Below are 21,508 nucleotides of genomic sequence, written 5' to 3' on the forward strand. Positions count from 1 at the left end.
AAGATGCTGCGGAAGTGGGGTGGGCCTGGCGCCTCCGACGTGGCGGAGCTGCTCACCAGCGAACTGGTCACCAACGCGCTGATCCACACCGACCACGGCGCGGTGGTCACCGCCACCGTCGTCCCCGACAGCCTCCGGGTCGAGGTGCGGGACTTCGTCTCGGGCCTGACCGCGCCCCCACCACCACCGCACGTACCGACCGCCGACGCCGGTACGCACGGGGACGGGGTGCGTGAGGAGGGTACGAGCGGCAGGGGCCTCGTTCTGGTCCAGGCGCTGGCCGACTCGTGGGGGGTGGAGGACCACGGCGTGGGCAAGGTGGTCTGGTTCGAGCTGAACGGCGGGTCCGCCGCCGCCTGAGCGGCGACGGACCCGCCGTCCGGTTCCGGGTCTCCCGCTCAGCCGAACTGCTGCTCGAGATCCTTGAGTTTGCGCTCCAGGGAGTCGAGCCGGGGAAGCGTCTGGGTGTCGTCCTCGGCGGTGAGGTCGACCGTCCGCGGCTCAGCGTCTCCCTTCACGGCTTGGAGGGAGGGCCGGTGTCGAAGCGGCAGCTGTCCGGGGTCCGCTATGGCGGGCTCCGCGACAGCCGCCCCCACGGACGACGTCGCGGAGCCCGCGCCGGAGTTCAGCGCCGCGACCTCGACCTGGCGGCCGCCGCCACCGCCACCACCGCGGCCGAGGCTGAAGGCCCGGTGCTGCCGGTTGATCGCCTTGAGTCTCGCCCGGTCGAGTTTCTGCTGCTCGCGCCTGCGCAGCCGGTTCTGCTGCTTCTCGCGCCGGTCCTCCCGGACCTCGTCGACCGCCTCGTCCAGGGTGCGTACACCCTCGAGGAGCATCAGCGACCAGGCACCGAAGGTCTCCCGGGGAGCCCGGAGCCACCGTACGATCCGGATCTGCGGCAGCGGGCGAGGTACCAGACCCTGCTCGCGCAGGGCCGCCCGGCGGGTCTGCTTGAGGGCCCGGTCGAAGAGGACCGCCGCCGAGAGGGACATGCCCGCGAAGAACTGCGGGGCTCCCGCGTGGCCCAGACCCCGGGGCGCGTGCACCCAGTTGAACCAGGCCGCCGCGCCGGCGAAGGTCCACACGAGGAGGCGCGAGCCGAGGGCGGCGTCACCGTGGCTCGCCTCGCGGACCGCGAGCACCGAGCAGAACATGGCCGCGCCGTCGAGGCCGAAGGGGACGAGATACTCCCAGCCCCCGGTGAGATTGAGGTTCTGCCGGCCGAAGCCGACGAGCCCGTGGAAGGAGAGTGCTGCGGCGACCGCCGCGCAGCAGAACAGCAGGACGTAGGAGGCGGTTCCGTAGATGGCTTCCTTGCGTCTGCGGCGTTCCTCGCTGCGCTCCCAGGAGTCCTCGGCCGCGGCCTGGTCACCGGCGCGCTTGCCGCGCGCGAGCACCGCCACCGCCGTCAGGACTCCGGCCACCATGACGCCGCCCGGAAGCAGCCAGTCCAGCGATATGTCGGTCAGTCTCATGCGGTGTCCCTTGCATCGCAGTAGGGCGTTTCGGCCGCCCATACTGGCCGACCCCGTGGCCACCTCAGGGGGTTTCCCGGCAAGAGCACGCCATTGGGGCCGCACAGCATACGAATAGGTGCGATCTGATCGAACGGCAGCGCGAGGCAAGGGAGTTGCGTTCGATTCGCGTCACCCGTGAGGGTGGCGTAATCGCGGTGGGTGGGTCAGGCGGTCGCGGCGAGCCTGCGGACCCGCTCGGCGTCGCAGGTGCGCGGACACGTCATGCAGGTGTCCTCGGGGCGCACGGTGTAGAAGAAGCAGCACGTCGCACGGTCCCGGGTGGAGTGGAGCGTTCCGCCGACGGCGTCCGAGCCGGCCAGCTCACGGAAGCCCGCGGTGCCGACGTACGGCTTGGCGGTGCCGGGCATCAACAGCTCCAGCTCCTCCATGGCCCGCTGCTCCTCACCCAGCAGGGCGGCGATGTACCAGAGCCCTTCGACGATCTCGTCGGTGGTCATGCCCCACAGGGCCCGCTTCCCCCGCCGCATCCGGGGGCCGAAGCCGGCCAGGACGTCCTCGAAGTGCTCGGCCAGCGAGGAGCGGACCTCGGTGCGCAACGCCTCCTCGTCCGGTACGACCCGGGCGCCCGGCAGGGCGGCGGCCGGGTCGTCGGGCAGGCAGGCGAACGACTCGACGCGGACGGCCAGCCGTCCGAGCGCACGCTGGAAGGCGACGTCGCGGGCCGGCAGGCGCGGGACCCTGCGGTGCAGGAACCAGGGGGCGGTGACCAGGAGGCAGGCGGGCCAGGCGTACCGGTGCAGTCCCAAGCCGGCGACCACGTCGGGGCGGGCCTGCCGGCCGTAGTCGCGCAGCACCTGGGCGTTGTCCCAGGCGAGGAAGGCGTCGAGGGCGGCGCCGCCGGCCGCGAGCTCGTCCGCGCCCACCCAGCCGCCGCCGCGCGGCGACCGCTCGTCCTGACCCAGCTCCTCTAGCCGCAGACCGGAGAACACCTCGCCGAGACGGGCGTACGAGGCCGCGACGGGCGAGGTGAAGGGGGCGGGGAGCAGGGCGGGGACGGTCATACGGGACCACCGAATCGCGATCGTTAACAGGTAAGCCTTACCTTACCCGATACGTGCGATGTTTGAACTGCCGTCCTGTCCGCCTATGGTGCACAGGGGGCGCCGGTATCGCGAGCCGGGCCCGGCACGAGCCCGCAGGAGGACCCGGGTGGAGCAGGGCAGAGCGCGTGAGCGGGCGGCGCAGGAGCCGTATCCGCCGCTCGGCGACGCCGTACGGGTCCCGGAGCAGGCACGCGGCGGCCTGCCCGCCGCCCCTTCGGAGGCGCACGCGGCGAGGGCGCGTGGCGAACACACCCACAGCGAGCCTCCGGCACCGGGGCTCGCGCCGAGGTCCGCCGGCGAGGAGCCTGGGCGGGAACCCACCCCCGGGCCCGCCGGCGAGGCGCCCGCGCCGGGGCTCGGGGCCATGTCTGCCGGCTCGGCCGGGTCTGCCGGGTCGGCCGGCTCCGTCGGTTCTGTCGGTTCTGTCGGCGACGTGCCCGCGCCCGGGCTCGCGCCCCGGTCCGTGCAGCGCCACTCCGTGCGGGGCCAGATCCTCCAGGCCCTGCGCGCCGCGCTCGTCGGTGGCGAGCTCGTCCCCGGTGAGGTGTACTCCGCCCCGGTGCTCGCCGAGCGCTTCGGTGTCTCGGCGACCCCCGTGCGCGAGGCGATGCAGCAGCTGGCCACCGAGGGCGCCGTCGAGGTCGTGCCGAACCGCGGCTTCCGGGTCGCCGAACGCACCCCGCGCGAGCTGGCCGAGCTGGCCGAGGTCCGCGCGCTCATCGAGGTCCCGGTGATGCTGCGGCTCGCCCGTACCGTCCCGGCCGCTCGCTGGGCCGAACTCCGGCCCCTCGCCGAGGCCACCGGCGCGGCCGCCGCCCGCGGCGACCGCGCGCGCTACGCGGAGGCCGACCGCGCGTTCCATCGCGCGGTCCTCTCGCTGGCCGGCAACGAACAGCTCCTCGCCGTCGCCGACGACCTGCACCGGCGCTCCCAGTGGCCGTTGACGGGCGCCCCGGCGACCCGTCACGCCGATCTCGTCGCGGACGCGGCGGAGCACACCGCTCTTCTCGACGCGCTCATCGCCCAGGACCTGAACGTCGTGCAGTCACTCGTACGGGAGCACTTCACCGGATCGGAAGGCTGACGACTAAGGTCGTTGCCCTCCGCCCGTTACCGTCCTCCTCCTCGTCTTTGCTCCCCCCGCCCGCACAGCGCGTCCGTGAGGTGTCCCATGCCGTCCGTGACTCCGACCCCGGCGCGACAGGGGTCCCTCCGGCCGAAGGACGAGGGAGGGCGGCCGTGACCGGATCCGGATCCGTACGCGCAGAACGCCCCGCCGCCGGTACGGAAGCCCAGGCCGCGGCCCTGCTGGGCTGGCTCACCGACCCGGACGCGCCCCGCCTCTGCCTGGTCACGGGCGGACCCCGCACGGGCAAGTCCGCGCTGCTCGCCTGGTTCGCCGCGTACGGCGCGCGTTCGGGGGGCCGTTCCGGCGGACGCTTCGGCGCGCGGACCGGCGGCCGCTCCGGCCCGCGCCGCAAGCGCGCGGCACGGACCGCGGTCCCGCTGGCGGACCAGAGCGCGCTCGGCGCGGCCTGGACGATCGCCGACCGCCTCGGGGTCGTGGCGCGGACGCCCGGAGAGCTGATCCATGTGCTCGCCACCACCGAGACGCGCCGCGCGACGCTCCTCCTCCCGGACCTGCACGCCGCCGCCGAACCGGACGCCCTCGCCGAACTGTGCGCGGAACTCGCCGGTCTGGGCCGCATCCGCCTCGTCGTCGAAACCCGCACGGGAACGCCCTCGCACGCGCTCCTCACGACCTGCCGTGCCACGGTCGTGGACCTCGGCGGGGAGACGGAGGACGGCAGAGGGGGCGGGGGCCGAAAGACCGTCCGGGACTTCGGCGAGCCGGAGGAGCCCGAGGGCTCCGGGGAGACCCGAAAGACCGTCGGAGGCGTCCGGGATCCGGGCGTGGCCCGAGAGGCCGGCCGAACCGGAGGGGCGGGGGAGGCCGGGACAGCCGGAGGCGCCGGGCAGACCGAAGGCGCATCTGGGGACTTTCGGGCGTCCGGGGATGCCGCCGAGGCTCCGGAGCCCCAGGCGGCGGGGGAGCCCGCGCAGCCGCGGGACCCCGGCGCACCCGGGCCGCGTGCGCGGACCGGAGCAGCACGGTCCCGACCGGGCGCGGAGGTATCCGGCGTGGAACCGTCCGACCCGGCCGGGCGGTCTCAAGCGGGCGCGGAGGTATCCGGCGTGGAACCGTCCGACCCGGCCGGGCGGTCCGAACCACCCGCCGAGGCCCGCTCGTCGGACCGGTTCGACAACCTCGGGCGGTCCCAACCGCTCGCCCACGCAACAGGGTTGGGCCGGTCCGACCCTGACAGGCGGTCCCGACCGCACGCCGGCACCCCCGCGTTGGACCCCGCCGACCCCGTTTCCGTCTGCCGGGCGGATCCGCGGCGGGTGACGACCGCCTACGTGGCGGACGCCGAAAACGATCACGGTGGGCTGCGTGCCGCTTGGCTGCGCGCCGGCCAGTCCCTCTCACGCGACCAGGACCCCGCCACGCGGGCCCTGGTCCTGCGCGCCGCGCTGGGGGACGGTGCCGACCCCCGGCTTCGGCCCGCCCTGGAGGAGCTGGCCGCCGGCGAGCCGTGGCGGGTGCGGTGGTCACGGGTGCGTGGCGACCTGACCCCGCCCTGGCCCGGCCCGGTCACCGCCCTCGCCGCGATCGGCGACCGGCTGCTCGTGGCCGGCCCGAACGGGACCGTACGGCCGCTCGACCCGGCCGACGCGACCCCCGCCGGGGAGCCGCTCACGAGCCCGGCGGGTCGGGTCGAGGCGCTGGCGCCCACGCCGGACGGCAGCGTCCTGCTCCTGGACGAGCGGGGCCGGCTGCACACCGTCCGCGGACCCGCGCCGCGCCCGCCCTACCTGGATCGGCTCACCGCCGCCGTCACGGCGACCCTCACCCGGCACCCTGGTACGGCACTCGCGGCGATCAGCGGTTCCGTGGTCGTGGGGGACCGGCTCGGGTCGGTGCACGCCTTCGGTCTGACCGGCATCCACCAGGCCGCGCCGCACAGCGGGCGGGTCACGGCGGTGACCGCCGTCGAGACGCCCGCGCCCTTCCTCTGCAGCGGCGGGCTCGACGGCACGGTCCGCCGGTGGGTCCCGGGCCAGGACCCGCACCCCGAGCCGATCGCCGAACGCCGCACGCCCGTGGTGGCGTTGGCCGCCTCGCCGACCTCCCAGGGCCCGGCCCTGGCGATCGCGTGGGCGGACGGCCTGGTCGAACTCCGCCTGCTCGAAGCGGAGGACCGGCTGTTCTTCCGCCCCGGCCCGCCCGTCCGCGCGGTGACGCTGAGCGAGGACGGAGGCGTCGTCGTAGGCATGGACGAGGCGCTGATCCGCTTGGACAGGGCGCCGCACGAAGCGTGACGCCCTGTCATGACAGCTGATCGACCGGTCAGGCGGCCGTCTGAGGCGCCAGCTGCGCCGCGAGCCAGGTCGGAACCCCGCCCAGGAGTCGGAAGAGGCGCGCCGCCTCCGCCCGCAGGCGCCCCGCCTCCGGCTCCGTCTCCGTATCGGCGAGAGCGGTCAGTGCCGGAGCCGTACCCACCAGGTAGCCGAGCTCCTCACGGATCCGCAGGGACTCCGCGAAGCCGTGCCGGGCCTCCGCCAACTCACCCTCACGCAGGGCGAGTCCGGCGAGATGCCGCCAGGTGGAGGAGAGCAGCAGAGAGTCCCCCTGGGCCGTCGCTCCCGCGTGGGCGCGGCGGTAGGCGGCACGGGCCGCCTGCGGGGAGTCGCCGAGGTTCTGGGCGACCAGGCCGCGCCGGTAGTCGAGCAGCGGGCGCCCCTCGGCCGACGGGCCGATCAGCGCCGCCGCCCGGCCGAGCGCGGCCGTCGCCTCGTCCGCCCGGTCGCGTACGCCGAGCAGTGTCGACGCGTAGGCGAGGTAGCCGCGTTCGCACGCCGCCGCCCCGCGCTCCTCGTCGCTCTGCGCGACCGCCTCGGCCGCCCGGAGCGCCTCCTCCGCCTCCGCCCAGCCCTGTTCGGTGTACAGACAGCGCTCGATCAGCAGCGCCGCCCGCTCCAGCGCCGCCGCCGGCTCGGTCGCGCGGGGCAGGAGCAGCGCCGCCGCGTCCGTCCAGCAGCCTCGTGAGCGCAGCCGCCATATGGCGGTCTCCATGGGGGTCTCCTTGCCGTAGGCAAGGGACGGATCGTCGCCACCCGTTGTTTCGGAACCAGACATGGCGGTGTCCGCCACATTGCCCTCCCCGAGCGCGCCATCGAGCTGTTGAGTCAGGCTCGCATCTCAGCACGAAGGGGTGGGCCGGGCCAAGAGGTCAGGTGAATCATTTCACAAGTGCCGGGTGTTCATCCGGTATACGGACACGGTGACTGGTGCCGCTCAGCGGCCGACCCGGTCGGCCTGCGCTCCGTCGCCCGGCGCGACCAGGGCGAGATGTCCGCCGTCGTCCAGAGGTGTCGGCATCTTCAGGACGGTCAGGGCGCGCTCTCCCTCGAAGAGATGAATCTCGCCGTGACCGCCTCGGGTGACGGCGGTGTACGCGGCGCCCGGCGAAGCCGCGATCGCGCGCCGCTGGACGCCGTCCCAGGGGGTGCCGCCGGGGCGCGGAGCGCCGTCCATCGGGGGCAGGGGCAGGCGGGCGGTGACCCGGGGTCGGAGCGCCGAGGGGTCGAGCAGGACCAGTTCGTCGCCGTCCGGGTGGACCCGTGCGTACGCGATGTGGGAGGCGGCGACCGCGAGCCGGAAGACGAGCCCGGGGCCGAGCGGGACGCGGCCGGTCAGGCCGGAGCCGAGGTGGTGGAACCAGGCGTCGTTGGTCCACTCCGGCCACCGCCCGGGGTCCGCGGGTCCGCCGCGCACGCAGGACCAGAGGGTGCGGCGGACCGGGTCGAGGCGCAGGTAGTAGCCCCGGCCGGGCCCCGCCCAGCCGAGCGGTTCCTCGGCGGCGAGCCGGGTCCCCTCGCGCCGGGCGCGGTGGACGCCGGAGCCCGCGGCCGCGAACAGCCGCCCGCTCTCGGGGTCGTAGGCGTCGCCGTGCCCGTCGTCGTCGGGGAGGGGCAGCTCGTGGGCGGGCGCGGCGGGCGGGCAGGAGGGCGCCGCGCCGAGCAGCGCGGCCCACGGGTAGGCGGTGAGGGTGCCGGGCTCGCGGTGGCGCAGGACGACGAGGGGGTCGGTGCCCTCGTGGCTGTCCCCCTCCCCGACCAGCGTGACGCCGGGCTCGCCGGTCCGGGTGCGGACCCGCGCCGCGAGCGGGCGGCGGCCGGGGCGCAGTTCGACCACGGTCAGGAGGTCGCTCCAGGGCTCCTCGTTGCGGCCGAGGCCGGTCGTCACGGCGAGGCGCCGCCCGCTGGCGTCGGCGGCGAGGTGCTCGGCGGGGGTGGCGACGGGGACGGTCGTCTCGGTCAAGGGCCGGCCGGCCTCCGGGCCGTAGGGGTCGAGCACGACCAGCTCGCCCGCCAGTTCGTCGACGAAGGCGCTACGGCCGCCGGGGAGCGCCAGGAATCCGGCGTGCTCGGCGAGGTGCCGGCCCTCCACGACCGCGATCGTCCGGCCGCTGGGCAGGTCCAACACGGTTATTCCTCCCGCGACTTGGTCGGCGACGAGAAGGCGGGGCGGCAGGGGCATGGCGGTCTCCTGGAGGTTGGGCGCGAGTCAGGGCCTTATTGAGAATGATTATCATGTGTCACTCTGTGGGGGTGCGGGACGGTCCGGGGCGCCCGCCGCGCCCGCCTGCCATCACCCCGGACGGAACGGAACTGAGGGACACATGTCGCGCAGGATGCTCATGCTGAGAAAGGCGCGCCGCTGGACGGCCGCGGCGGTCCTGGGAAGCGTGCTCGTCGGCTGCGGAACGACCGCCGACGGCAAGGGTGAGGAGAAGGGGGGCGCGGGCGGCGGCTCGGCGACCGACCTGACCGTCCGGCCCATCGCCGCCGCACGGACGGTCACCGACGCGAAGGGTGTCACCGTCGAGACCACCGCCCCGCCGAAGCGGATCGTCTGCCTCGTCGCCCTCTGCGACGACATGCTGGCCGAACTCGGCATGACCCCGGTCGCCACCAACTCCGCGCTGCTCTCCCACGAGAAGTTCCTCGGCAAGGAGAAGGCGACGAAGATACCCGTCGTCCCCGGAGGCTTTCTCAGCCCCGAGACCGAGGCGATCCTCTCGTACCGTCCAGACCTGGTGATCGGCCTGGAGGACACCCACGGCAAGCTCGCCCCCGCGCTCGAGGGAGCCACCGTCTTCTGGCCCGTCCAGCCGGGCGACTGGCAGGACAGCGTGGGCTATCTGCGCGACCTCGCCGCCCTCACCGGTCGTACCCAGCAGGGCGAGGCGGCCGAGAAGACCTTCCGCGCCAAGCTCGCCGCGGCCGAGAAGTCGCGCAGTGACAAGACCGCACTGATCATCTTCGGCAGCGACGAGAACTTCGGTGTCGCGACGCCCGGCAACGACGTCACCGCCGGACTCATGCCCAAGATCGCCGACTATCCCTGGAAGAGCCGGGGTGTCGAGGGCACGTACAGCATGGAGGAGATCCTCGCCCGCGACGTCGACGTCCTCTTCGTCGAGACACTCTCCTTCGGCGGCCCCGCCGCCCCCGGCGACCGGCTCTCCGACAAACTCGCCAGGAACCCGCTCTGGTCGAAGATCCCGGCCGTCAAGAACGGCAGGGTCCACGAGGTCGACGCCGAGGTCTGGGCCAAGGGGCGCGGCACCCGCTCCCTGGGCATCGTCCTCGACGAGGCGGCGGCCGCGCTGCGGTGAGCGCCTCATCCGTACGTCAACTCTGCCTCTGCGCTCTCGTGTTGGCGGGCGCCGCGGCCAGCGCGCTCTGCCTGCCGCTCCTGGGCGACTTCGGCGACGCCGGCACGGCGGGGGTGATCCTCACCGAACTTCGCCTGCCCAGGCTGGTTCTGGCGCTCGTCGCCGGCGCCTGCCTGGGCGCCGCCGGCCTCGTCCTCCAGGAAGCACTGCGCAACCCCCTCGCCGTACCGGAGATGCTCGGCGTCTCGGGCGGCGCGGCGCTCGGCGTCGCGGCGCCGCTCGTCCTGGCCCTGCCCGTGCCGCTCGCCGTGCAGCCTCTGCTCGCGCTGGCGGGAGCGGCGACCGGAGGTCTCCTCACCCTGCTCGCCGCCGGGTTCGGCCGGAGTCCCGGCGCCGTCCTGCTGACCGGCGCGGCCGTCGCGGCGGCGCTCCAGGCCGCACTGCTCGTCCTGATGGTCCTCGCCGACCAGCTCGACCTGCAGATCGTCTACCGCTACCTCCTGGGCAGCCTCTCCGCCCGGACCTGGGACGACGTCACCGGACTCTGGCCGTGGCTCGTCGTGGGGCTGCCCGCACTGGTGCTCTGCGCACCCGTCCTCGGTGTGCTCCGGCTCGGCGACGAGGACGCCCGCGCCCTCGGCGTACGGGTGCGGCGCGCCCGTCTCGCGGCGCTGGGTCTCGCCGTCCTGCTGATCGCCCCGGTGGTCGCCGTCTGCGGCCCCGTCGCCTGGGTCGGCTTCCTCGCCCCGCACCTCGCCCGCCGACTGCGGCCGGACGCCGACGCGGTGACCTGGCTGCCCTGGTCGGCCGCGCTCGGCGCACTGATCGTGATCTGCGCCGACCAGCCGGCCCGCCTCGCCCTCGCCCCGATCGAAACGCCGGTCGGCGCCTGGACGGCCCTGCTCGGTGTCCCGGCCGGCGTCGCGCTCCTGCGGACGGGGGCGCGGCGATGAAAGGCGTACGTGAGGCCCGGGGGATGCGTGAAGCCCAGGGGACGCGTGAGAACAAGGAGCCGTGGGAGAACAAGCGGCCGCGTGCGGAGAAGGGGCTTGACCGGGGCGCGGCGGCTCCTGTCACCGTGTCCCGGCCGGCGGCGCGCCGGTGGGTGCGGGTCGCCCTGCCGGTGGCGCTCCTCGCGGCGCTGGTCGGCGTCGCCGTGGCGGGGCTCGTGGCCGGACGCACTGTCGGGGTGGGCGGGGTGGTCGACGTGCTCCGGGGTGGCGGCGATCCCCTCGCTCGGCACGTCGTGCTCCAACTCCGGCTCCCCCGAACGCTGGTGGCGCTGACCGCCGGTGCCTGCCTGGGCCTGGCCGGGCTGGTCCTCCAGTCAGCGCTGCGCAACCCGCTGGCCGGACCGGAGGTCACCGGTGTCACGCCCGGCGCCGTCCTCGGCGCGGTGGCCGCTACCGGGCTCGGCCTCGCGGGCTGGGAGTCACCGGTCGCCGTGGTCGTGGCGGCGTGCGCCGGCGGTGTCACCGGGGCCGGGCTGCTCTGGCTGCTCGCGGGCAAGGACCGGGGCGACCCGGCGCAGACCGCCGTCCACGGAGTTCTGGTCTCGGCCGTGCTGTCCGGGCTCACCGCGATGGTCCTGCTCGTCGCCCCCGGTGAACTGGGCAGCGTCGTGCAGTGGTTGGTCGGCTCCACCGAGGGGCGCGTGTGGGGTCACTGGGAGCTGCTCTGGCCCTGGGCGGCGGTCTGGGCCGTCACCGCCTGCGCGCTCGCGGCCCCGCTGACGCTGCTCCGGTGCGGCGACGAACAGGCCGCGGCGGCCGGCCTGCACACCGGTCGCGCCCGCCTCGGGGCGCTCGCCTGCGCGGTCGCCCTGACCGCCGGGGCGGTCTCGGTGGTCGGAGCCCTCGGATTCGTGGGCCTGCTGGTGCCGCACCTGGCCCTCGCCCTCTTCGGGGCGGACCTGCGCCGGGCGCTGCCGGGCGCCGCCCTGCTGGGGGCGCTGGTGGTGGGCGGCGCGGACGCCGGGGCCCAGTGGCTCTCGCGCGTCCTCGCGGATGCCCTGGAGATGGACCGGCTGAGCATCCCGGCGGGCGCGCTCACGACCTGCGTGGGCGCGGTCCTGCTGCTGATCGTGGCCCGGCGCGGAACGGAGGAGAGTTGACGATGAGAAGGATCACGGAGCCGCTCGGGACACGGGCGGTCGAGGCGGGAAACGGCGTCCGGGGCTCGGGCCCGGACGGTCCGACCGCGGACCACGCGATCTCGGGCACCACGGGCGATGTTCCGTCCGAGGGCACGGGGGCGGCGGGCACGATCCGGGCCGAGGGGCTGCGGTTCGGCTATCCCGGGCGCGAGGTGCTGGCCGGAGTCGATCTGTCCGTGGACGCGGGAGAGTTGGTCGCGCTCGTCGGACTCAACGGCTGCGGCAAGTCCACCCTGCTGCGACTCTGCGCGGGCCTGTTGCGGCCGGGCGAGGGCCGGGTACTGCTCGACGGCGACGACCTGTCCCGGCTCTCCCGCAGGGCCGCCGCCCGTCGGGTCGCGATCCTGCACCAGGCCGCTCCCGCCGTGCCCGGCATGTCGGTGAGGCAGTTGGTGCGCCAGGGGCGCTACGCGGTGCGCGGCCCGCTCGGCATGCTGCGCGACGGCGACGACTCCGTCTGCGCCCGGGCCATGGCGGACGTCGGTGTCGCCGACTGGGCCGACCGGCCGGTGGACGCGCTCTCGGGCGGTGAGCGTCAGCGCGTACGGCTCGCCATGGCGCTGGCCCAGGACACCCGGCTGCTGCTGCTCGACGAGCCCACCACCTATCTGGACCTGCGGCACCAGTTGGAGGTCATGGGGACGGTGGTGCGGCTGCGGGAGGAGCGCGGCCTGACGGTCGTGATGGTCCTCCACGACCTGGGGCACGCGGCACGGTTCGCCGACCGGATCGTCGCTCTCCGGCGGGGGCGGATCGCGGCCGACGGGCCGCCCGAGGCGGTCGTCACGCCCCAACTCCTCGCCGAGGTCCTCGGAGTCGCGGGACGGGTGGGGCGCGATCCGGAGGGCGGCTGGCCGGTGTGTTACCCGGATCACCCTCTGGATGTGGAGCCAGCTATTGCGGAATGAAAATCATATTCATTAGTGTCCCTGGTGCGACGCCGGAACGGCGGCGTGACCATCCCATCGAATGGAGAGTCAACTCATGGAGCAGCACAAGGTGTTCAGCCCGATCGCCGAGCAGGGCCAGCTCGCCCACCTGTCCGCCACGCACTCCAACGCGCTGGTGGAGAACCCGTTCGACGACGCGGTCGAGGCGGACACCGACTCGGACAAGTAAGTCCGGACCCCCGGCACCACGCCGGGCACCGCGGGCCCGCCCGGATCGCCTTCCCGGGCGGGCCCGCTCCGTCCTTCCACTCCGCTCCATCCCTCCCGCCCCCGCCCGCTGCTCCGCGTCACCCGTCCCAGGAGGAACCCCGTGACCCCCGTGCGACTCGCCCCCGGTGTCTTCCTCGTCGCAGTCCCCGGCCAGGGGCTCGCGGTGCGCACACCCGACGGGGAGTTCCTCCGTGTCGACACGGGAGCGGTCCCGCCCGGGGACCTCGTGACCCGGCTGACGGAGGGAGGCGGTGCGCGCGAGCCCCGACTCGACGCACTCGTCTCGGCCTTCGAGGAGGCCGGCTACGCCGGGAACGTGGACACCGCCCCGCCGGCCCCGCTCGCCGGCCGGACCGTCCTCGTCCTCGGAGACCCGCCGCTCACCGGCCCGCTCGCCCGGTGCGTACGTGAGGCGGGGGGCCGGGTCCGCACCGGCGGACCGGAGGACGTGCGCGCCCTCGTGTCCGCCGAGGGGGACCTCCGGACAGCAGTGGTCTGGTGCCTCGACGGGCCCGTTCCCGTGGGCCTCTGGGACGAGGCCGACCGCCTGCCCGCCGCCGGCGCCGCCTGGCTGCGCTGCCACCGCGAAGGAGCGCAGGTCTGGCTGGAGCCGCCCGCGTTCGGGCCCGGCGACGTGACCTCGGCGGACGTACGCCTCCGCCGTCTCGCGGCCACTCCCGCCCACCGCGAACTCGTCGCCTACTGGGACGGTCCGCGCGCCGGCGACGGCGGCCCCGGGCACCACGCGGCCTCCGCCGCCCTCACCGTCGCCCTGCTCACCGCCGACCTCCTCACCTGGGCGAACGGCCCCGCCACCGCCCCCTCCCGGACGACACGCAGACACCTGCGCCGCATCGACATCCGGACCCTCGCCCTCACCGAACACCCCATCCTCCCGGTCCCCCCGATCGCGGGTGGCCGGCCCCAGAGCGCCACCGCCGTGCAACACCAGGGCAACTCCGGACCGGGGGGCGCGTGTTGAGGAGCGTATGGGTCGGGGGGCTGGCCACGGACGTCTGCCTTACGGAGGGTGAGGGGCCCCGGCCCGCCGTGCTCATTCGTACGCCCTACGACCGCAGGCGCCACCGTGCGGAGCTACGAGCCTGGGCCGCGCGCGGATTCGTGGGGGTCGGGCAGGACGTGCGGGGCCGGTACGCCTCCGAGGGTGACTGGCGTCCCTACCGCTCCGAGGCGGCCGACGGCGCCGCCACCCTGGCGTGGATCCGCGCGCAGGAGTGGAGCGACGGACGCGTCGTGGCGGTCGGCGCCTCGTACGCGGCCCACTGCGCGCTCGCGCCCCTGCTCGAAGAGGAGGCGGGCGAGGTGCCCGACGCGGTCGTCGCCGCCGTTCCCGCGCTCGGCGGCGCCGAAGTGGCGCGCGAGCCGAGCGGCGTCGAAAGACTCTCGCCGCGCGTGGGGTGGTGGCTCACGCACGGGGACCGGGCCGACTCCGACGAGGAGGCGTTCGCCCGGGCCCTGCGGGACACTCCCGGCCTTCTCGACCGGCTGCCGGTACGGAAGATGCTCCCGCAGGCCTCCTGGCCGGACGTGTGGACCGCCCGGCGTGACGACGGCCTGTGGGCGCGGGCCGCCTGCGCCCGTGTGCCGCTCCTCGCGGTCGGCGGCAGCCGTGACCCCTTCGCCGACGAAACGATCCGCCTCTGGCGCTCGTGGGGCGGCGCCGCGCGGCTGCTCCTCGGCCCCTGGGGCCACGGCCTGACCACCACTCCCGCCCCCGAGGCCCACGCGGAACACCACCTCGACCTCGGAGAGCTGTACGCCCGGTGGGCCCGGAAGGCCCTCGCCGCAACCCTGCGCGGACGGCGCGGCGCCCTCGCCCTCGGCGGCAGCGCGCACTGGTGCGACGCCGCCACCATCGGGCCCGCCGCGCCCGGGTTTGGCCCGGACATCGGTCCCGACACCCGTACCGACACCCGTCCTGACACCGACGCCGGCCCGGGCGCCCGGACCGACCGCCCGCACCGCGTCGCGCGCCCCCTCGCGTACCGCTTCGGGCACAGCGCCGGGTTGCGGCTCGTCCACGGGGCCGACTTCCTCGCCGACCCCCGCCGGCCCGTGCGGTCGGACCGCCTCGACATCGACGAGCATGCCGCGCCCGACCGCTGCCTGCTCGTCACTCCGCCCCTCCCGCGCCCCCTGGACCTCCTCGGGGACGCCGAGGCGCGGCTCGTCGCGGCGGCCGAGGGGCGGAGCGCCGACTGGGCCGTCCGGCTCGTCGCCCTGCGCCCCGACGGGCGGGCCGAACCGCTCGCCACCGGTGTCGCCCGAGCCGACCACGGCGGCCCGGACCCACGGCCGGTGACCGTTCCGCTCGGGCACCTCGCGCGACGGCTGCCCGCCGGCATCCGGCTCCGTGTCGAGGTGGCCGGGCACCACTTCCCGGCCCACGTCCGCAACCCGCACACCGGCCAGGACCCCGTGACCGCGACCCGGCTGCTGCCCTCCCGGCGGTCCGTACGGACGGCCGACAGCGTCCTGCTGCTCCCCGCGGTCCACCGCCCCGCCCTCATCGATCCCGTACAGGAGATACTCCGTTGACCCTCACCGGCGTACCGTCCCTCGACGCGCTCGTGGACCCCGTCTGCGGGCTCATACGCGGGGTCGAGCCCGTCCCGCACCCCTCGGGCGCCCCGCCCCGCTACACCGCCATGACCGCCGAGGTCTCCGACGCCCGGCGCTTCGGCGCCTGGCCCGCCGACCGGGTCTCCCTCGGCACCACCTTCGGCGACCCCCGGGGCGCACGCCTCGCCGCCGTCGCCGAGGCCGTCGAACGCTACTGCGGCAACCGGCTCGCGCCGCCCGGCCATCCGGACGCGCCGCGCCGCGCGACCGCCACCGAACTCCGCGCCGAGGGACTGCGGTTGTACGGTCCCGGTGACCTGCCCTCATACGCCTCCTGGCAGTACGAGCGGCCGGGATTCCCCTACGAACCGCTCGGGCCCGACACCCCGGCCCTCTGGGTCAGGGGCAGCGAGAGCGGCCGCGAGTGCTGGGTGCCGGTGGCGCTCAGTCACCTCAACTGGCGGCAGGGCGAGCTGCGTTCGCTGCCCCGGACGCACCACCTCAACTACGCGGGGATCGCCACCGGCCAGGGATTCGACGACGCCGTCGAACGCGGACTCCTCGAAGTCGTCGAGCGCGACGCGCTGGAACTGTGGTGGCACCTGGACGGCCCCACGCGCGGCATCGACCCGCGCTCCGTGCCCGGACTCGACCGCGACCTCGAAGGCTGCGGCCTCGACGTCCGGATCGTCGAGATGCCCTCCGAGTTGGCACCCTGCGTCGCCGCCTGGGTGTACGACCCCGAACGCGGCATCCACGCCGCCGGGTTCGCCTGCCGCTACGACCCCGCCGAGGCGGCCCGCAAGGCCGTGCTGGAGGCCGTCCACACCTGGGTGTTCACACAGGGCGCGGTGGACGCGGACGGTTGGGTGTTCCGGGCGATCGACGCCGGCATGCTCGCCCGCGGCCTCTACCTCGACCACCGGGCGGACCGTCGCTATCTGGACGCGGCAGGCGAGGACTTCGGCGCGATACGGGATCTTGGCGCCCATGTCCAGGTGTGGCTGGACCCGAGGATGGAGCCCTACGCCCGGCGCTTCACCGAGCCGGCGCTCGGCGTCGTCCCCGTGGACGAAATCGCCACGGGCAGCCGAGCCCAGCTCGACGCCCGTCTCGCGTCCGGGGGGCACCGACTCGTCACCGTCGACCTCACCACCGAGGACATCGCGGAGACCCCGCTCCGGGTGGCCCGCGTCCTCGTGTCGGGCCTGATCCCCAACGCCCCTGCCGCCTTCGCCTACTTCGGCTGTGAGCGCTTCACGCGGGCGGCCGTGGAACGGGGCTGGTGGCCGACGGCTCCCACCGGTCCGACGGGTCCGGGCGACTTCACCCTCGCCCCGCCGCCGCACATGTGAGGACGCTCCACATGACACACCTGTCCCTAGGCACGTCCCCGCCCCCCACCGCGCCCAGGACTCCGGCCGCGGGGGGACCCACGGGCCTCCGTGTCGCCCTCGCACTCGCCCGCTCGGAGCGCGTGCCCGGTCCCGACTTCCCCGCCGGGCCGGCCGTCACCGCCTGGCCGGGGGAGGGGATCGCCGTACCGACCGCACTCGATGCCTTGCTCGGCGCGTCGCTGGCGGGCGGACGGCTGCGGCCCGCCGCCTCGGCGGGGGCGCTGCACCCCGTCAACGCCCACCTGCTGGTGGGTCCCGGCGGACGTGTCCCGCCGGGGCGGTACGCCTACGACCCCGTCGCCCACCGGCTCCACGCGCGCGGGGGCGCTCCGGCCGACGCCCCGGACGGCGTGGTCGTCGTGCTGACGGTGACCGCTCGCCGTACGGTCTCCCACTACGGCCACCGCGCCTGGCCGCTGCTCCTGCTCGACACGGGCCACGCGCTCGCCGCCCTCGCCCTGGCCGGTGCGGACGCCTTCTGCGAGGACGCCGACGGCCGGCTCCTGGCCGCCGCCGCGGGCCTGACGAAGGGCGCCGGTGAGCCCGAGCACGCCGTGGCGGCCGTCTGGTCGGGACCGGGCGACCACCCGGACGCCCGCACGCTCACGCGCTGGGCCGCCCACGGCCCCGGCACGCCGCCGTCCCCGGGCCGCCGGCTGCCCGCACCGACCGACCTGCGGGACGCCTGGAAGGCGCTCGCGGAGGTCACGACCGCTTCGGCTGAGGAGAGTTGGCGCGGCTTCCCGGGGCTGCCGCGCCCGCTGCCGCGTCCTCGCCGCCGCAGCACGGAGCCCGGCTTCGGTGGAAGGCCCGGTCACGCGGTGCTCGGCCGCCTCCTGCGGGCGGCCGAGCGCGCCGGCCCCGAAGGCGTCCGCTGGTGCGTCGCCGTCGGCGGCCGCGACGCGGCCGTCCTCGGGCTGCCCGGGCCGCACGTACTGGCCACGGGGGACGCGCGGCCCACCCTGGCGGGCTGGGCCGCCGGTCAGGCATGGCTCGGCGCGACCGGAGCCGTCCTCCTCGCCCAAGGCTGCCCCGAAGACGCCTCACCGGCCGAGATCCGCCACACCCATGTACGGGCCGGCTACGCCGTCGGCCTCACCCAGGTCCTCGCCCAGGAGGCCGGTTTGGCCACCCGCCCCGTCGGCTCCTGGCAGCACGCCGACCTCGGCGCCGCCCTCGGCGGGCCCCCCGGCCGCTTGCCGATCCTCCACGCCTTGGCCCTGGGCCGCCACCGGTCCCGCGAAGCCTCGGCCGTGGGCCCCCGTCCAACCCGTGAACCCTCCGTCGAAGGAGCCCCGCCGTCATGATGCTCCACCCGGAGCTGGTCCGCGCCGCACGGCCCGCACGCGGGCCGCTCACCGGCGCCACCGCGCTGCTCGTCGCCGTCGCCGGCACCCACCTCGCGCAGGCCGCGCTCCTCGCCCTCGCGCTCGCCCGGATCGCCCGGGGGACCACCGAAGGCCTGGCGCCGCTGCTGGGCGGCGTGCTCGCCGCCGTCGCCGTACGGGCCGGACTCGGCCGGTGGCAGCGGCGCGTCGCCGTGCGCGCGGGGGCCACCGTACGGACCGGGCTGCGCGACACGCTGCTCCGGCGGCTCGGCGAACTCGGCGCTCCCCGCGAGGCGGACGCGCGCGCCGGCGCCGTACGGGCCACGCTCGTCGACGGCGTCGAGGGCGTCGACGCCTACGTCTCCCGCTACCTCCCCCAGCTCCTCGTCACCCTCGCCCTGCCCCCGCTCCTCCTCCTCGCCGTCGCCCTCGTCGAGCCGTACGCCCTCCTCGTCCTCGCCCCCGCCCTCCTCCTCGCCCTCTTCGCGCCCCGCTGGTGGGACCGGCTGCTCGCACGCCGCGGGCAGGAGCACTGGGGCGCCTACGAGGCCCTGTCGGCCGACTACCTGGAGGCCCTGCAGGGCATGCCGTCCCTGCGGGCCGCCGGCGCCGTCGCCCGTACCCGCGCCCGCCTGGAGGAGCGCTCCGCCGCACTGCACCGGGCGACCGTGGCCAAGCTGCGCGTCTCCCTCGTCGACACCGGGATCACCGACCTCGCCGTGCAGGGCGGCACGGTCGCCGCCGCCCTCGTCGCCTGCTCGTCGGCCGTCTCCGGGCGGACCGCGGCCACCGGCACCTACCTCGTCCTGATGCTGGCCTCCGAGTGCTTCCGGCCCGTCCGCGACCTCTCGCGCGAGTGGCACTCCGGCTACCTCGGTGTCTCCGCCGCCGACGGCATCACCGCCCTGCGCACCGCCACCGGCGCCGTGCCGGACACCGGCACCGCCGAAGCGGCCTGGGCCGAGGCCCCGGAGATCCGCTTCGAGGACGTCCGCCACACCCACCCCGGCGCCGCCGAACCGGCCCTGCGCGGAGTCACGTTCACCGCCGAGGCCGGCCGCACGACCGCGATCGTCGGACCGTCCGGCGCCGGCAAGTCGACCCTCCTCGGGCTGCTCCTGCGCCAGGCCGGCGACCCGGACGGCGGCCGCATCACGGTCGGGGGCGCCGACCACACCTCGTACACGCTCGCCTCGCTGCGGCGCGGCATCGCGGTCGTCTCCCAGGAGACGTACCTCTTCCACGCCTCCGTCGCCGACAACCTCCGTCTCGCCAGACCCGCCGCCACCGACGACGAACTGCGGGCGGCGGCGCGCGCGGCGGGGATCCACGAGGAGATGCTCGCGCTGCCGCACGGATACGACACCGTCGTCGGCGAGCGCGGCGCGACGCTCTCGGGCGGCCAGCGCCAACGACTCGCGCTGGCCCGCGCGTTGCTTGCCGACGCGCCCGTCCTCGTCCTCGACGAGGCGACCAGCGCCGTCGACGAACGCCGCGAGGCCCGCATCGGCCGCGCGCTGCGCGACGCGGCCCGTGGGCGGACGTGTCTGGTCGTCGCCCACCGGCTCGCCTCGGTCCGCGACGCGGACCGGATCGTCGTGTTGGACGGCGGCCGGGTCGACGCGATCGGCACGGACGTGGAGCTGCGGGGGCGGCGGGACGGACTGTACGCGCGGCTGGTGGCCGCGGGAGCGACGAACGGAGCGGCGGCATGAGCGGTACGACGGCGGCGGACATCACTGCAGGCCGGGTCGGCACTCCGGACAAGGGCGCACTGCGCGCCCTGCTGCCCGTGCTCGGCGCGCACCGGGGCATGACCGTGCGGACCTTCGGGGCGGCGCTCGTCGACCAGGCGGCGCTCGTCGTGCTCGTCACGCTGGCCGCGCACACCGTCGGCGTGGCCGTCCTCGAGCGTCGCCCGCCGACCGCCGGTACGGTCGTCGCTCTCCTCGCACTCGTTCTGCTGCGCTCCCTCGCCACCTGGCGGGAGATGGACCTGTCGCACGATCTGGCGTACCGCGTGCTCGCGGAGTTGCGGGTACGGGTCTTCGACGGGCTCGCGCGCAGCGCGCCGGCCAGGATCGCGGGGCGGCGGAGCGGAGATCTGGCGTCGGCGGCGCTCGGGGACGTGGAGGCGCTGGAGTTCTTCTACGCGCACGCCGTCGCCCAACTCCTCGCCTCGGGAGCGGTGTTCACCTCCGGTGCGGTCGTCCTCGGCTTCGTCGACCCGTGGCTGCTGGGCGCGGTCCTGCCCGCCGCGGCGCTCCTGGTGCTGGCGCCGCTGCTCGACGGGCGGGGGCGGGCGGCGCGGGGCGCGAGGACCCGCGAGGCCGCCGCCGCGCTCTCCGCGGAGACCGTGGAGACGGTCGACGGGCTGCGCGAGCTGCTCGCCTTCGGCGCGCTCGAGCGACGCCGGGAGCGACTGCGCGGGTTCGGCGGGGAGCTCGGGGACGCGCAGCGCGCCGAGCACAGCTGGGAGGCGGGGGCCGCGGCGGTGCGGGACCTGCTGGTGGTCGGGGCCGTCGTCGGCGTCGTCGCCGCGGCGGCGCACACGGTGAGCGGCCCGTGGGCGCCGGCCGCGATGGCGCTCGCGCTCGGCTGCCTGGCACCGGTCGCCGATTCGGCGGCGGCGCTGGGCCAGGCGGGTGGTCTTCGCGCGGCGGCCGCCCGGGTCGGCGCGGCGATCGGCGCCCGTGCCGGGGCGCCGGAACCGACGCGGCCCGTGCCGCTGCCGGACGGGCCGCTGGGGGTACGACTGCGGGGGGTCCGCTTCGACTACGGCGGTACGGAGGTGCTGGCCGGGGTCGATCTGGTGGTCCGGCCGGGGGAGACGGTGGCGCTCGTCGGGGCGTCGGGGGCCGGAAAGTCCACGCTGGCGCACCTGTTGGCACGGTTCTGGGACCCGGGGGAGGGGGTCGTGGAGCTGCTCGACGCGTCCGGGACGGCGATCGACGTACGGCGGGTCGCGGACGCGGACCTGCGGGGCGCGGTGGCCGTGGTCGGTCAGGACGCGCCGCTCTTCCACGGCACCCTGGCGGACAACCTGCGGCTCGCGGCCCCGGACGCGCCGGACGGGCGGGTGCGGGAGGTGGCGGAGCTGTGCGGGATCGGCCACCTGGTGTCCGACCTGGCGGTCGGCGAACGCGGCGCGACCCTGTCGGGTGGGCAGCGGGCCCGGGTGGCCCTGGGACGGGCGCTGCTCACCTCGCCGCGGATCCTGGTCCTGGACGAGACGACGGCGAACCTGGACGCGGCGGGGGAGGCGGAACTGGCGGCGGCCCTGGGGGCGGCGCCCGGCGCGTCCGACCGCACGACGGTGGTGATCGCCCACCGCCCCTCGACGATCCGCCGCGCGGACCGCATCGCGGTCCTCTCGAACGGCCGCGTGGTCGAAACCGGCACCTGGCACGACCTGACCACCCGCCCCGGCCTCTTCACCACCCTCCTGACCCGCACACCCTGAACCCGCGACCGGGCCGGGGGCCGGGGCCGCCGCAAGGGCCCCGCCGCGCTGTGGGGCCGATGGGGCGCCTGCGGCGGCCCCATCCCACCCCTTGC

The 21,508-nt window shown here is 75.8% G+C and carries 17 protein-coding genes and 1 pseudogene; 14 read left to right on the top strand and 4 right to left on the bottom strand.

Annotated elements, in window-relative coordinates:
- Positions 1–3: 3 nt before the first annotated feature.
- Positions 4–360 (top strand): ATP-binding protein, encoded by a 357-nt coding sequence (locus tag IE136_RS24505; protein ID WP_373309125.1) that lies wholly within the window; start codon positions 4–6, stop codon positions 358–360.
- A 38-nt stretch (positions 361–398) separates the two neighbouring features.
- Here the strand turns inward: IE136_RS24505 and IE136_RS24510 are convergent, their stop codons facing one another.
- Together IE136_RS24510 and IE136_RS24515 are read right to left on the bottom strand one after the other, a co-directional pair.
- Positions 399–1,475: a DUF2637 domain-containing protein gene (locus tag IE136_RS24510; protein ID WP_158991732.1), complete on the bottom strand. Its 1,077-nt coding sequence runs from the start codon at positions 1,473–1,475 to the stop codon at positions 399–401.
- A gap of 206 nt (positions 1,476–1,681) precedes the next feature.
- Positions 1,682–2,539, bottom strand: a complete 858-nt coding sequence (locus IE136_RS24515) for a (2Fe-2S)-binding protein (RefSeq protein ID WP_189601423.1) — start codon at positions 2,537–2,539, stop codon at positions 1,682–1,684.
- A gap of 148 nt (positions 2,540–2,687) precedes the next feature.
- Here IE136_RS24515 and IE136_RS24520 point away from each other — a divergent pair, with 148 nt between their 5' ends.
- Together IE136_RS24520 and IE136_RS24525 are read left to right on the top strand one after the other, a co-directional pair.
- A complete protein-coding gene (locus IE136_RS24520; RefSeq protein WP_229819101.1) occupies positions 2,688–3,665 on the top strand; it encodes a GntR family transcriptional regulator in 978 nt (325 codons plus the stop codon).
- A gap of 155 nt (positions 3,666–3,820) precedes the next feature.
- Entirely contained in the window at positions 3,821–5,965 is a 2,145-nt protein-coding gene (locus tag IE136_RS24525; RefSeq protein ID WP_189601424.1) for a WD40 repeat domain-containing protein, read from the top strand.
- A gap of 28 nt (positions 5,966–5,993) precedes the next feature.
- Here the strand turns inward: IE136_RS24525 and IE136_RS24530 are convergent, their stop codons facing one another.
- Entirely contained in the window at positions 5,994–6,782 is a 789-nt protein-coding gene (locus IE136_RS24530; RefSeq protein WP_158991738.1) for a hypothetical protein, read from the bottom strand.
- A 159-nt stretch (positions 6,783–6,941) separates the two neighbouring features.
- Positions 6,942–8,186: a hypothetical protein gene (locus IE136_RS24535; RefSeq protein WP_189601425.1), complete on the bottom strand. Its 1,245-nt coding sequence runs from the start codon at positions 8,184–8,186 to the stop codon at positions 6,942–6,944.
- A 160-nt stretch (positions 8,187–8,346) separates the two neighbouring features.
- Here IE136_RS24535 and IE136_RS24540 point away from each other — a divergent pair, with 160 nt between their 5' ends.
- From IE136_RS24540 to IE136_RS24585, 11 genes and pseudogenes are all read left to right on the top strand, one after another.
- Positions 8,347–9,327, top strand: a complete 981-nt coding sequence (locus IE136_RS24540) for an ABC transporter substrate-binding protein (RefSeq protein WP_158991742.1) — start codon at positions 8,347–8,349, stop codon at positions 9,325–9,327.
- Positions 9,328–9,365: 38 nt separating this feature from the next.
- Positions 9,366–10,280 carry a FecCD family ABC transporter permease gene (locus IE136_RS24545; RefSeq protein WP_373309126.1) on the top strand — a complete coding sequence of 305 codons (915 nt, stop codon included), beginning with the start codon at positions 9,366–9,368 and terminating at the stop codon, positions 10,278–10,280.
- A gap of 23 nt (positions 10,281–10,303) precedes the next feature.
- Positions 10,304–11,440: a FecCD family ABC transporter permease gene (locus tag IE136_RS24550; protein WP_189601426.1), complete on the top strand. Its 1,137-nt coding sequence runs from the start codon at positions 10,304–10,306 to the stop codon at positions 11,438–11,440.
- 98 nt (positions 11,441–11,538) lie between these two features.
- Positions 11,539–12,406: pseudogene (locus IE136_RS24555) on the top strand (ABC transporter ATP-binding protein).
- Positions 12,407–12,466: 60 nt separating this feature from the next.
- Complete coding sequence (gene amiA, locus IE136_RS36470; protein WP_251067472.1) at positions 12,467–12,601, top strand: streptamidine family RiPP; 135 nt, start codon at positions 12,467–12,469, stop codon at positions 12,599–12,601.
- Positions 12,602–12,742: 141 nt separating this feature from the next.
- A complete protein-coding gene (locus IE136_RS24560; protein WP_189601428.1) occupies positions 12,743–13,624 on the top strand; it encodes a hypothetical protein in 882 nt (293 codons plus the stop codon).
- Positions 13,618–15,201, top strand: coding sequence for a CocE/NonD family hydrolase (locus tag IE136_RS24565; RefSeq protein WP_189601429.1), 1,584 nt, complete (start codon positions 13,618–13,620; stop codon positions 15,199–15,201). The genes IE136_RS24560 and IE136_RS24565 overlap by 7 nt, the downstream gene beginning before the upstream one ends.
- Positions 15,198–16,580 (top strand): YcaO-like family protein, encoded by a 1,383-nt coding sequence (locus IE136_RS24570; protein ID WP_158991752.1) that lies wholly within the window; start codon positions 15,198–15,200, stop codon positions 16,578–16,580. The genes IE136_RS24565 and IE136_RS24570 overlap by 4 nt, the downstream gene beginning before the upstream one ends.
- A gap of 11 nt (positions 16,581–16,591) precedes the next feature.
- On the top strand, positions 16,592–17,929 hold the full coding sequence (locus IE136_RS24575) for a nitroreductase family protein (RefSeq protein ID WP_189601430.1): 1,338 nt from the start codon (positions 16,592–16,594) through the stop codon (positions 17,927–17,929).
- Positions 17,926–19,665 (top strand): ABC transporter ATP-binding protein/permease, encoded by a 1,740-nt coding sequence (locus IE136_RS24580; RefSeq protein WP_158991756.1) that lies wholly within the window; start codon positions 17,926–17,928, stop codon positions 19,663–19,665. Before IE136_RS24575 ends, IE136_RS24580 begins: the two co-directional genes overlap by 4 nt.
- Positions 19,662–21,413, top strand: a complete 1,752-nt coding sequence (locus IE136_RS24585) for an ABC transporter ATP-binding protein (RefSeq protein ID WP_158991758.1) — start codon at positions 19,662–19,664, stop codon at positions 21,411–21,413. Before IE136_RS24580 ends, IE136_RS24585 begins: the two co-directional genes overlap by 4 nt.
- The last annotated feature ends 95 nt before the right edge of the window (positions 21,414–21,508 follow it).

The sequence above is a fragment of the Streptomyces lateritius genome (assembly GCF_014649715.1).
Classification (GTDB): domain Bacteria; phylum Actinomycetota; class Actinomycetes; order Streptomycetales; family Streptomycetaceae; genus Streptomyces; species Streptomyces lateritius.